9 protein-coding genes and 1 tRNA gene are annotated in these 12,718 nt (G+C 67.7%); 1 reads left to right on the top strand and 9 read right to left on the bottom strand.

Annotated elements, in window-relative coordinates:
* Positions 1-29 precede the first annotated feature (29 nt).
* From phoU to JW876_02540, 9 genes are all read right to left on the bottom strand, one after another.
* Positions 30-704: a phosphate signaling complex protein PhoU gene (phoU, locus tag JW876_02500; GenBank protein ID MBN1884380.1), complete on the bottom strand. Its 675-nt coding sequence runs from the start codon at positions 702-704 to the stop codon at positions 30-32.
* Positions 705-720: 16 nt separating this feature from the next.
* Positions 721-1,521: a phosphate ABC transporter ATP-binding protein gene (locus JW876_02505; protein MBN1884381.1), complete on the bottom strand. Its 801-nt coding sequence runs from the start codon at positions 1,519-1,521 to the stop codon at positions 721-723.
* Positions 1,522-1,569: 48 nt separating this feature from the next.
* Positions 1,570-2,916 carry a phosphate ABC transporter permease PstA gene (gene pstA, locus JW876_02510; GenBank protein ID MBN1884382.1) on the bottom strand — a complete coding sequence of 449 codons (1,347 nt, stop codon included), beginning with the start codon at positions 2,914-2,916 and terminating at the stop codon, positions 1,570-1,572.
* Positions 2,917-2,919: 3 nt separating this feature from the next.
* Complete coding sequence (locus tag JW876_02515; GenBank protein MBN1884383.1) at positions 2,920-4,062, bottom strand: phosphate ABC transporter permease subunit PstC; 1,143 nt, start codon at positions 4,060-4,062, stop codon at positions 2,920-2,922.
* A gap of 53 nt (positions 4,063-4,115) precedes the next feature.
* The gene (locus JW876_02520) at positions 4,116-4,958 is read right to left on the bottom strand and encodes a phosphate ABC transporter substrate-binding protein (GenBank protein MBN1884384.1); all 843 of its coding nucleotides are present in this window, start codon (positions 4,956-4,958) and stop codon (positions 4,116-4,118) included.
* Positions 4,959-5,061: 103 nt separating this feature from the next.
* Complete coding sequence (locus JW876_02525) at positions 5,062-6,159, bottom strand: putative porin (protein MBN1884385.1); 1,098 nt, start codon at positions 6,157-6,159, stop codon at positions 5,062-5,064.
* Between the two features lie 121 nt (positions 6,160-6,280).
* On the bottom strand, positions 6,281-8,062 hold the full coding sequence (locus tag JW876_02530; protein MBN1884386.1) for a PAS domain-containing protein: 1,782 nt from the start codon (positions 8,060-8,062) through the stop codon (positions 6,281-6,283).
* Positions 8,063-8,752: a response regulator transcription factor gene (locus JW876_02535; GenBank protein ID MBN1884387.1), complete on the bottom strand. Its 690-nt coding sequence runs from the start codon at positions 8,750-8,752 to the stop codon at positions 8,063-8,065.
* A gap of 173 nt (positions 8,753-8,925) precedes the next feature.
* Positions 8,926-9,003 (bottom strand) — tRNA-Pro (locus JW876_02540).
* Positions 9,004-9,181: 178 nt separating this feature from the next.
* Here JW876_02540 and JW876_02545 point away from each other — a divergent pair.
* Positions 9,182-12,718 (top strand): translocation/assembly module TamB (locus JW876_02545; protein MBN1884388.1); only part of this gene is annotated, 3,537 nt, incomplete at its 3' end.

Raw genomic sequence — 12,718 nt, forward strand, 5'->3', positions numbered from 1 at the left:
CCCCCGCATCGTCGCCCTGTTGGAAACGGTCAGCTTTCGTCCGTGAAATCCTCCGCCTTGTGCCGGACGATGTCTCCGTCGACGAGGTAGATGACGTCCTCGGCGATGTTCGTCGCGTGGTCGGCGATTCGTTCGAGATGGCGCGACGAGGAGAGCAGGTGGATGAGGCTCTCGAGCTGATCGGGATCGGCGCGTATCCCCTCCTGAATCTTCTCGTACATCTCGCGGTTGATCGCGTCGATCTCGTCGTCCGAGAGGAGCACCTCGTGCGCGAGCTTCGCGTCGCGGTTGACGAGCGCGTCGATCGCCTTGTGGAGCATGACGCGCGCCCCTTCCATCATCCGCGGAAAATCGAGCGGGAACTCGAGCTTTTCGCGTCCCGAGAGGAAGCGCGCCCGTTCGGCGATGTTGACGGCGAGATCGCCGATCCGCTCGAGCTCGTTGTTGATCTTGAGGATCGAGATGATGAAGCGCAGGTCCCCGGCGACCGGCTGGTTGAGGGCGAGCACCTTGAGGCACTCCTCCTCCAGATCGACCTCCATGTGGTCGATCTCGGCGTCGGCCGCGAGAACCTCCTCCGCGAGGGCCCGGTTCCTGTTCTGTAGCGCGTTGACGGCCCTGTAGGCGATCTCCTCGGTCTTCGCCCCGAGGGTGAGGATCTTCTTCTTGAGATTGTCGATCTCTCTCTCCATGTGCCTGGACACGGCATCCGCCTTTCTCCTAACCGAACCGGCCGGTGATGTAATCCTCGGTGCGCTGCTCCCGCGGCTTCGTGAATATCCTCTCCGTCAGGCCGTACTCGACGAGTTCCCCCTCGTAGAAGAAGGCCGTGTAATCGGAGACGCGCGCCGCCTGCTGCATGTTGTGCGTCACGATGGCGATGGTGTATCCGCCGCGGAGCTCGCCGATCAGGTCCTCGATGTGCGCCGTCGATTTCGGATCGAGCGCGGAGGCCGGCTCGTCCATGAGCAGGATCGTCGGCTTCACGGCGATCGCCCGCGCGATGCAGAGACGCTGCTGCTGGCCGCCTGAGAGGCCGAGGGCGTTGTCGTTCAGCCGGTCCTTGACCTCGTCCCAGAGCGCGGCCCCCCGGAGACTCTCCTCGACGATCCCGGCGAGTTGCCCGCGCTCCGTCGTCCCGTGGATGCGCGGTCCGTAGGCGATGTTGTCGAAAATACTCTTGGGGAAGGGATTGGGCTTTTGGAAGACCATGCCGACCATCTTCCGCAGGCGGACGACGTCGACGCTCCCGGCGTTGAGATCCTGTCCGTCGATCCCGAGGAACCCTTCCGTGCGGCAGCCCGGGATCAGGTCGTTCATCCGGTTGATCGCCCGCAGGTAGGTGCTCTTCCCGCAACCGCTCGGGCCGATGACCGCCGTCACCAGCTTCTCGGGGATGTCGAAGGTCACCTTCCTGACCGCCTCGTTCGTTTCGTAGAAGACGGAGAAATCCCTGGCGGAGACGAGCGGCCTGGTATCGGCCGCCACCTCCCGTTTTCGACCGGGGGTTTGCCCCTTCATGCTGATCTCGCTCAATCGATCCTCCCTGCGGGTCGGCCCCGCCGATCCTCAGGCCCGGAGCTTCTTCGAGATGCGGGCCCGGACGATGATCGCCGCGAGGTTGAGAAGAAGAACCATCACGACGAGCGTCAATACCATACCGTACTGCACGTGCCGGATCTCGTCCACCGCCTCGTGCTCGGTGGCGAGATTGTAGATGTTCCACGGCAGGGCCGGCGTCGGCTGGGAGAGCGTCTCGTGGATCCCGAGCGGCCGGCCGACCGAGACCGCCGCGGTGAAGATGATCGGCGCGGTCTCGCCGGCCGCCCGGCCCATCGAGATGATCACCGAGGTGAGTATGCCCGGCAGCGACGCGGGCAGGATCACCGTCAGAATCGTCCACCACTTGCCGGCGCCGAGACTCATCGCCGCTTCCTTGTACGTGACGGGGACGGCCCGTATCGCCTCCTCCGACGCCCGGATCACCGTCGGCATCACGAGGAGGGCGAGGGTGAGCGAGCCGGCGAGGACGCTCTTCGATCCGGAGACGTGGATCGTGTTGATGAAGAAGGCGAGGCCGAAGAGGCCGAAGACGATGCTCGGGACGCCGGCGAGCGAGGATATGCACGTGCGGAGCAGGCTCACGAAGCGTCCCTCGCCCGCGTACTCGGCGAGATAGATCGCCGCGACGATGCCGAAGGGCACGGCGAAGAGCATCGCCCCGATGGCGAGGTACAGCGTGCCGAGCATCTCCGGCCAGATCCCGCCGAAGAAATGCGAGTCGTAGGATTCGTCGGTGAGAAACCGCGGGTAGAAGGTCAGCCGCGGCCGGAGCATCTCCTCCGCCCTCGTTGCGATGAGCGGAAAGAGTGGCTCGAGCGCCGTCCCGCGGAAGCGCTCGACGCGGGGCGAACGGACGACGACGCCCATGGCGGACCGGTCGGAAAAGTCGTAATTTTCGACGTACAGTATCCGGTCGATCCTGGCAAGGGCGCGGTCCCACCGCGTCTGCCCGTAGCGGTCGCGCATCAGCACCGGCTGCCGCTCGCCGGGACGCGGCCCGAAGAGCTCCCTGACGAGCTCCTCGATCTCCCTGAACTCCTTCCGGTACTCGCGTCGCCTCTCCCGATCCATTTCGTCGAGCTTTTCCGCGAAGGCGTTTATGATCTCGTAGGCGCCGGCCCGCGCCGCCTCTGCGGCGGCCGTCTCGAGCGCGATCGTCTCCGGATCGCCGCGGTCGAATTTCTCCAGCATCAGTTCCCGGTGCTCGACCGTGGCCCGGAAGACGAAGGCGCCGGCGCCGCGGAGAAGAATCGGCCAGAGAAGTACGACCAGCGAGGCGGTCATGAGGAGGATCGAGAGGATCCCCACCGCGGAGAAGGACCGGTCGAGCAGCTTGCGGCTTCCGAGGTCCATCTCCTAGTACCCCCTCTTCCTCGCCTGGCGGACGATCAGCTCGCTGACGAGATTCGAGACGAAGGCGAAGGCGAGGAGGCAGAGCGCCATCGCGAAGAGGACGTGGTAGCGCGCCGAGCCCGTCACGTGGTCGGCCTCTCCCATGTCGCCGGCGATCGTGGCGGTGAGCGTCCGGATCGGCTGGAGATAATTGAACCATGGCTCCGGTATGCGCGCCGCGTTTCCCGAGGCCATCCAGACGACCATCGTCTCGCCGACGGCCCGCATGACACCGAGGATGACCGCGGCGAGGATGCCGCTCCGCGCCGCGGGGATGACGACGCGGAGGAGCGTTTCCGCGCGGGTGGCGCCGAGCGCGTAGCTCCCCTCGCGGAGATCGCGGCCGACCGCGCCCAGGGCGTCCTCCGAGACGCTGACGACGGTCGGGAGCGCCATGATCCCGAGAATGATCGACGCGTTGAGCGCGTTCGTGCCGCTCGCGATGTCGAGTGCCCCGAGGAAGGCCCCGAGCCGCTGGAGCCCGTAGAACAGGACCGTTCCCATCCCGACCGTTACCGCGATCCGCAGGGGAAGGGCCCTCTTCAGACGCACCCTGGCCGTCGCGAGGTCTCCCAGGACGACGACCGCGATGATCGCCAGGGGGCCGAGGACGATCCAGGCTCCCGCGGCGAGCAGCCCCCCGCCCCGCTCCTGCAGCAACGGCGCGAAGACGACGAGGGCGAAGAATCCGTACACCACCGAGGGGACGGCGGCGAGCATCTCGATGATCGGCTTGACGATCTGCCGCAGTGAGAAGGGCAGGATGTCGCTCAGGCAGAGGGCGGCGAGGACGCCGATCGGCACGGCGACGAGTATCGCCCCGAGCGTGACGAGCCCGCTCCCGACGAAGATCGCGCCGGCGCCGAACTCCGCCTCCTCACGCGACGGATACCACCGGGTGCCGGTGAAGAACTCCCCGATCCCCTCGATCCGGAAGAAGGGGATCGCGTCCCTGATGATGAAGTAGAAGATGAAGAGGAGGGCGAGAAGCGAGCTCGACGCCACGAAGACGAGGACCGAGCGACCCGCAAGGGCGCCCGCGCGCCTGAAGCGCCGGGCGCCCCTGCTCATGAGAAGCTTCTGACTCATCTCGTTTTGGGGTCGCATACCGGTCCTGTCCCGCGTCGCGCCGAAACGACGGCTTCTCGTCCGGGTTCGGTCTAGTACCTGGTCACCGGGACGAACCCGATCTCCTCAACGATCTCCTGCCCCTTCTCCGTCAAATACAGCGTGACGAAGGCGTGCAGGTGGGTGCCGAGCTTCGGATACCCGTCGGTGAACATGAACAGCGGCCGGGCGATCGGGTAGACGCCCGAGGAGACGGTGTTCATGTCGGGATAGACGCCGTTTATCGTGAGCGCCTTGACCGAGCGATCGACGAATCCGAGTCCGACGTAGCCGATGGCCGCCGGCGTGCTCTGCACCCGCTGGCGGATGGCGCCGTTCGAGCCGACGTACTCGGCCGTGTCGGCGATCTTCTCCTTCTTCATGACGAGATTCTCGAAGGTCTCGTAGGTGCCGCTGTTCGTGTCCCGGCTGATCATCACGATCGCCACGTCCGGGCCGCCGAGCTGCTTCCAGTTGGTGATCGTGCCCATGTAGATGTCGCGGACCTCGGCGACGGTGAGCTTCGAGACCGGGTTGCTCGGGTGGACGACGATGGCGAGACCGTCGACGGCGACGACGTGCGCCACCGGCATGCGGCCCTTCTCGACCGCCGCCGCGAACTCCTTGTCCTTCATGAAACGGGACATGTCCGCGATGTCGCAGGTACCGTTGATGAGGCTCTTTGCGCCGTTGCCGCTGCCCGACTCGCTCACGGTGACGTTCACGTCGGGATGAAGCGACATGTAGTACTCGGCGAAGGCCTTCGCGATCGGACCGACCGTGGTCGACCCGTCGATGAAGATCCTGGTTTCCTCGGCGACGGCGCCGGGGGCGAAGAGACCGGTGACGATCGCGGCGATCGCCGCGACGGCCAGCATGGTGATGGATCTGCGCATGGCTTTCCGCCTTTGTCTAAGGTTGCCCCGGAAATCCATACTTCCCCCGTGAATCGAATGGTAGGGGAATGTCCGATTTCCGTTAAAGAACATTCTTCATTCCCTAGAACTTCAATACGAGATCGACGAGCAGTCGCTTGAAGTCGATCTCCTCGTCGATGCCCTTGTTGTTGACGAAGAACGAGAGGGCGAGGTCGACCTTCTTCGCGATCCCGTAGCCGGCGCCGATCTCGAATCCGTTGCCGTTCGTGCCGCCGCCGATGAAATCGGAGTCGGTGAACTCGCCGACCACCGCGTCGTCCTCGACCTCGCGGTAGTTCGCGTACACCTTCACGTGGCCCTTGTCCTTGCCGTGCTGTACCGAGGCGCCGAACAGGTACGCCGTGTCGAGGCTGTCGGCCTCGATGTTCCGGACGAAGTCCCCGTAGACCGCGAAGGCGAGCTTCTCGAGCTTCACGCCGAACTCGGCCTGGAACTCGGCCACGTTGTAGTCCGTGGCGTAGAGCATGTCGCCGTCGTCGTCGATGCCGGTGTTCCCGAAAAGGTCACCCGGATCGTACATCCCGGCGTAGCCCTCGAACGCCTGGTAGTCGTAGTAACCGCCGGCGACGACGAGCCGCATGCCGTCGGCGGGCGTGATCCTGATTCCGGCCTGGCCGCCGGCCATCCATGAATCGTCGTCCGACGAGCGCTCTTCCAGGTAGAAGAAGGCACCGTTCACGAAGAGGGCCACCCGCTCGTCGATTTTCGCCTCGTAGGTGACGGCCGCGCCCTCGGGATTCCAGTCGCCGTCCCAGATGAGCTCGGTCTTCTGCACCGTGTTGAAGGGGAGCTTCATCTTTCCACCGACGATGTGGAGTCCGTCGATCAGGCCGGGATGGAAGTCGAAGTAGGCCAGATCGAGGCCGAAGCCCTTGGTGGATGCCCCGTCGGTCATCGACTGGTTCGTCGAGACGGGATCGTCGGAACCGCTCGCCAGGCGAATGCCCACCGACCAGTCGTCGGTGACCGTCGCGCCGAGCTCGAGCCTCGCGCGGATCCGCCAGCGGTTGCGATCGACATCCTTCGACTCGTCCTGGATGAGGTCATGGCGCTGACGGAAATCGCCTTTGATCTTGACCTTGTCGTACCATTCTCCCGCCTGCGCGGCGCCGGCGGCGAGGAACGATCCGATCAATACGAACAGGATGGCTCTCTTCATGCGTGCTTCCTCCTTTGGCTGAAGCCCCATCCGTTCCCTGTACGGTCCGGCAAAGTATGGACACCGCTCGTTATGCCGATGTGAAGGAAAAGTTAGAAAACGGTGAGCGGCGCAACCCGCGTTATATTTTGCGATTGGGCAAGCGGAGCACGAAGGTGCTCCCCTCGCCGAAGGCGCTCTCGACCTCGACGGATCCCCCGTGCGCCTGGGCGATGTGCTTGACGATCGCCAGGCCGAGACCGGTTCCGCCGAGCGTGCGGCTGCGCGCCCTGTCCACCCTGTAGAACCGCTCGAAGAGCCGGTCGAGGTTCTCCTCGCGGATCCCGATCCCCTCGTCCCTGACGCGGATGACGATGTCTCCGCCCTCCTCCGTCGCCGAGACGCGGACAACGCCCCCCTCCTCGCTGTAGGTGACGGCGTTGTCGACGAGATTGATCAGGGCCTGCTCGACGAGGGCGGCGTTGACGGTGCCCTCCAGGTCGTCGGGGCAATCGAGCTCGATCTTCACCCGGCGCTGCCCGACCCGGCCGGCGCAGAGGGAGATCGCCTCCCCGGCGATCTCCTTGATGCGGGCCCGGTCGAATCGCATGCGCGACCGCTCCTGCTCGTTCTCCACCGAGGAGAGCATCAGCAGGTCGCCGATGATCGCGTTCATCTTGTCGGCCTGCCGGGAAATGATCCCGAGGAACCGCTTGGCCTCGGCCGTGTCGTGGATCGCCCCGTCCCGCAGCGTCTCGACGAATCCCTTGATCGAGGTGATCGGCGTGCGCAGCTCGTGGGAGACGTTCGCGACGAACTCGCTCCGGAGCGTCTCGAGCTGACGGATGCGGGTGACGTCGTTCAGCACGACCACCGCGCCGAGAAGTTCGCCGTCGCGATCGAGGAGCTGCGCCCCGTGCGCCTGGAGATACTGCGTGCCGCCCCCGCCCCTCAAGGTGATGCTTTCCTCGACCGGTTCGTCGGCCGAGAGTGCCCTCTGGACGAACTCCTGCAGGTAGGGGTTCCGCACGACCTCCTGGATGGTCAGTCCCGTCGCCTTCGACGGCTCGACGCCGAGCAGCGCCGACGCGGCGCGGTTGAGGCGGAGCACCCGCTCGGACGTGTCGACGGCGATGAGCCCCTCGATCATGCTCGAGAAGACCGCCTCCTGCTCGTTGCGCTGGCGCTCGACCGTGAGGATGCGGTCCTGGAGGTTGTAGGCCATGCCGTTCATCACCTCGGCGAGATCGGCGATCTCCACGAGGTCGTGCGCGGGGATGCGGTAATCGAGATCGTTGCGCGTGAAATGCTCGGCCCCGCGACGTATCTCCTCGATCGGCCGGCTGATGCGGCGCGACACGTAGAGGCTGATGATGCCCGCGAGAACGGCGGCCACCAGGCCGCCGTAGAGGATCCTGACGTACATGCCGCGCAGGGTCTCGTCGATGAAGGTGAGCGGCAGCGATGCGCGGACGGCCGCCGCGACGCGACCGTCCCGCATGACGGGAACCGCCACGTACATGAAGTTGCGCCGGAGGGTCTCGCTGTACCGCGTCGACCGGCCGGGCACGCCGGCGAGGGCGCGGATGATCTCGGGGCGGTCGCCGTGGTTTTCCATCGAGACCGGATCCTCCTCGGAATCGGCCGCGACCCGCCCGTCGGGGAGGATCACGGTGAACCGCGTCCCGGTGAGCTCGCCGAGGGAATCGGAGAGATCGTTCATCGATCCGCCGGAGTCGTCGCCCATGCGGATCGCGACGAGCTCCGCGACGAGGATCGCCCGCGCGCGCAGATCGTCCCCCGTCCGGTCGTAGTAATGCTCCTTGACGGTGCGCGAGGCGTACCACGAGACGGCCGCCAGCGCGACGATGATCACGGCGACATAGTACGGGAAGAGATGCCAGAGTATGCGGCGCCTGCGCATCTACTGCTCCTTGAAGCGGTACCCGACGCCCCGCACCGTCTCGACGAGTTTGCCGAGGGGGCCGAGCTTGCGCCGGAGCCCGACGATGTGGACGTCGACCGACCGGTCGGTGACGGGGTAGTCCTCGCCGCGTGCCGCGTCGATCAGCTGCTGGCGGGTGAAGACCCAGCCGGGCCGTCGCGCGAGATAGTGGAGCAGGTCGAATTCCGTGGAGGTGAGCTTGACGGGTTTTCCCTTCACGGTCACCTCGTGACGCCCTGGGTGGATGACGAGGTCCTTGCGCGTGATGACGGCCTCCCGGTCGAGCCCGGTCTTCGCCTTGCGCCGGAGGACGGCCTTCACCCTGGCCACGAGGACGCGGGGGCTGAAGGGCTTGGTGATGTAGTCGTCGGCGCCGAGCTCGAGCCCCGCGACGACGTCGGCCTCCTCCCCCTTCGCCGTCAGCATGACGATGGGGATGTGGGCCGTCTTGATGTCGTTCTTGAGCAGGTTGCAGACCTCGAGACCGTCGACGCCGGGGAGCATGAGATCGAGGACGACGAGATGCGGCAGCTTCGACCTTGCGACGTCGAGCGCCTCCTCGCCGGAGGCGACGCCCGTCACGGAGTATCCGCTGCGGGTGAGATTGTACTCGACGAGCTCGAGGATATCCTCCTCGTCGTCGACGACCAGGATCCGTTCGTGCGGCATGAGGCTTCCCCCTCGGGATCGAATCCGGACACTGCGCGATACCGCGAATCTATGCCCGTTTCGTCAGGTCCATATTACGATAGGATTAGTTTTCGATGAAAGGATGGAATCGCCGTTTTTTCCACGGAGTTTCCGCTGTTCGATCCGCCGCCGGGCGGCCGCCGCCGCGTCGATGGTCGGGGCGGCCGGATTCGAACCGGCGACTTCCTGCTCCCAAAGCAGGCGCGCTAACCGGACTGCGCCACGCCCCGACCCCTGTCGCGGAGCGGCGTCCCCCGCGGGACGCCCGCACGGAGTATTCATTCGCCCCGCGGGCCGAGTCAAGGGAAACCGGGGTTCTCCGCCGCCGGGCTCGTTGACGGCGTCCCCCCGACGCACGTATGATGGAAGGCGTCCCTGCCGCGCGGCGGTCGGGACGGGGGGAGATCCGTGGGTTCGTCTGACGGAAAACGCATCCGGTGGCCGTTCGTCGTCGTGGCGGCGGCTGTCTTCCTGGTCATGCTCGCCGCATCGCTGGCGACGCCTCCCGGCGAGGAGCTCCTTCGCCGGATCGCCGTCTCCCGGCTCCGGTCGGCCACCGGACTCGAGGTATCGATCGAACGGATCGAGACCGATCTCCGCTCCCGCCTCGTCGTCGACGAAATCGTTTTGCGGCGTTTCGGCGACGCCCCCGGAGCGGACGCGCTCCTCTCGATCGGCCGCGCCGACGTCAGTTTCCGCTTCCGCCCCCTCCTGCGGGGCCGGCTCGACTTCCGCCGGATCGGAATCGACTCGCTCCGCGCCGATCTCGACCGCGCCGACATCGAGCCGTTCCTGCCCGCAGGGCCGGCCGGCGGCGGCGCGGCCCCGGGGCCGCCCCGCGTCCGGTTCGACACCGTCACCGTGGAGGGGATCGCCGCCCGCTACCGCGACGGAAACCTCGCCCTCAGTCTCCAGTCGCCGGGACTGACCGTCTCGGCGAAAGCGGACGGCGGACTCGACGCCTCGATCGTCGCGACGGTCTCCGCTCATCGCGGCGCCGGCGCCGTGGCCGTCGGCGTCCGGGTTACCGGTCTTCGCGCCGATATCGGAACCGCTCCGGGCGGGTACCGGTTCACCGTCGCCGCGGACACGATCGTCGCCGCGGAAAGCGACCGGTCCGCCGCCCTCGTCTCCATCACGGCCGATGCCCTGCTCTCCGCCGGCGATCTCGCGTTCCGGGCGACGGCCGCGTCCGGTCAAGCGGCGGGTTTCCATTTCGGCGGCCTCCTCGCCGCGGGTCGGATCGCGGACGGCGTGGCGGTCGTCGACTCCTTCGGGGTCGCGATCCTCGACGGGCGCGTCGAGGGCTCGGGACGAATCACCGCCGACCGGTCGCTCGACGCTCGCCTTCGCCTCCGCTCCGTCGCGCTCGATCCGATCCGGCGGCTCGCCGGCGTTTTCCCGGGCGCGGAGAGCCGCTGGAACGCGAGCGGCGGCCTGATCGACGGCACGCTCGCCCTTGCCGGACGGATCGATTCGCTCGAGACGATCGACGTCGACGCATCGGTGACCGTCGCCGGCGTCCGCATGGGCGGCCGCCCCGTGCCCATGGCCGTCCTCGAGGCCCACCTCGGCGGTGGCCGGGGATCGCTGCAACTTCGACAGGAGCGGGCGGAGGTCGCCGCCGAGGGCAGCTTCGCACGCGGGAACGTGAGCGTCGACGCATCGGCCGACGTCCCGTCGATCGCCCCCTTCGCCGCGCTGGCCGGGTTCGGTGGCGTCGACGGACGGCTTCGCCTCCGGGGAACGATCCGCGGAAACCCGGCGTCGCCGGCCGTCGATATCGCACTCGAGGGAAGCGGGATCGACGCCCGGGGATTCCCGGCGGACACCGTCGCCGCCGCGGCGACGATCCGGGGAAATGCCGCGCGGCTGACGCGATTCTTCGCCGCGGCCGCGATCGACTCTCTCGGCACAGTGCCGTCGGCCGGCGACGCCGGCCTGTCGGGTAGCCTGCGGTACGAGGTGCGGGCGAGCGGCACGCCTGACAGCATCTCGGCCGTCTTCGACGTCTCCCTCGGCCGCCCCGCCCTTCGCGGGATCGCCCTCGACACGATCGACGCGACGGGCCGCTATGCAGGCGGCGCCGTCGAGATCGAACGCCTGTCGATCGGCCGCGACTCGCTGCAGGCCGCGGGGACGGGCTCGTTCGACCGGGCGACCGGCGCCGGACGACTCTTTCTCGCGCTCCTCGTTCACGGCGAGGGCGACGCGCCCGGCAGGTTGGCGGGAGACATGGAGGCATCGGCCCGGATCGATTCGACCGGCCTGCCCCTGTCCGGCGCGATCCGCGCGGAGGGCCTCGATCTCGCACTCGCCGCGCCGCTGCTGCCGACCGGCCTGGCGGCGGCGGGAAGTTTCTCGTGCGACCTCGACTGGGTTGCCGCCCGCCCCGCGCCCGGAGCGCGCGGAACGGTCTCGGTCCGGGGACGGATCGATGCGGCCGCCGGGGGCACGCGGGCGATCGACAGCCTCGCCGCCGATCTCGACGTCGCCGACGCGTCGATCACCGTCCGGCGGCTGTCCGGGCGCATGAGAAACGTCCCGGTCTCGGCGACGGGGGGAATCGTTTTCGCGCCGGAAAAGCGCTTCCTTGTCGATCTCGCCGTCGTCGCAGCCGGCGCGCCCGCCGCCGCATGCCGCGGCCTCGTCGGCCGGGACACGCTCTCCATCGAGCTGGAATCCCCCCGCCTCGACGTCGCCGTCTTCTCGCCGCTCCTGCCCGTTCCGGTGGATTCGGGGCGTGTCGAGGCCCGGCTCCGGATCGGCGGCCGCCCGGGCGATCCGCTCGTCGACGGCGACCTCGCCGTCGACGGATTATCGTTCCGCCCCTCCGCTGACATCGCCGTGAGCGGCGGGCGCCTGCGCGCCGGATTCGACGGACGTCGCGTCCGCATCGACACGCTCGTCGCCGGCATCAACGGGGGCCGCGTCTCCGCGGCCGGCGTCGTCGAGCACCGCGGCGGCATTCCCGAACTGATCGATCTCCGTGCGGAGGCGGCGGGAATCGAATGGAACCGCCAGGCGGTCGGCCGATTGAGCGTCGTTTCCGCCGACCTCGCGTGCCGCCCCGCCGGCGACGGCCACCGGCTGTCCGGGGAGATCGTCATCGGGGAGTCGCGCTTCGTCAAGGCCCTCCCTCCCCGGGAGATCGTCGCCGCGGCGCGGGCGCGTCGAGGCGCACCGCCCGCCGACCGGCCCGACATCATCGAGAAGACCGCGATCGAGGTGCGAATCCGCACGGGGGGCGACATCTGGATCGACAACAACCTCGCGCGCGTCCGACTCAGCCCCAACGTGAGCGTCGGCGGCACGCTCGCGCGGCCGGTCGTCACCGGCCGGGTGAACGTCGACGAGGGATACGTCCTCTTTCTCGACCGGCGGTTCCGCCTCGAGCGCGGGACCGCCGATTTCGCCGACCCGTCGCGGACGAACCCGATCCTCGACGTCGCGGCGCGGACGCGGGTGACGAGCTACCGGGGCGCCGAGCCGACTGCGTACGACGTCTCGATCGTCATCGAGGGACCGCTCGACGAGGCATCGTTCTCTCTCGTCTCGGACCCGGTCCTCGACCGCCCGGACATCGTTTCGCTTCTCACGCTCGGCGCGACGCGGAGCGAGCTGACCGGCGAATCGGGCGGCGTCCGGGGCGCGCTCGCCGCGCGGGCGCGGGAAGTGACCAGCGCGCGCGTCTCGAACTACCTGTCGAACCAACTCGAGGGTTTCCTCGGCCTCGGCACGGTCACGATCGAGGGAGACCTCTTCGATTTCGGAAAGCAGTGGGGACCGCAGCTCGTCGCCTCCAGGCAGCTCACCGGCCGGACGGTGCTCACCTACCGCACGAACGTCGGCCACATGAACGAGAACAGCATCCGCCTCGAGTACCGCCTGACCCGGCGATTCTCGCTCGAGGGAGAAACCGACCAGGCCGGCAGCGCCGGCGTC

The sequence above is a fragment of the Candidatus Krumholzibacteriota bacterium genome (genome assembly GCA_016931295.1).
Taxonomy (GTDB): domain Bacteria; phylum Krumholzibacteriota; class Krumholzibacteriia; order Krumholzibacteriales; family Krumholzibacteriaceae; genus JAFGEZ01.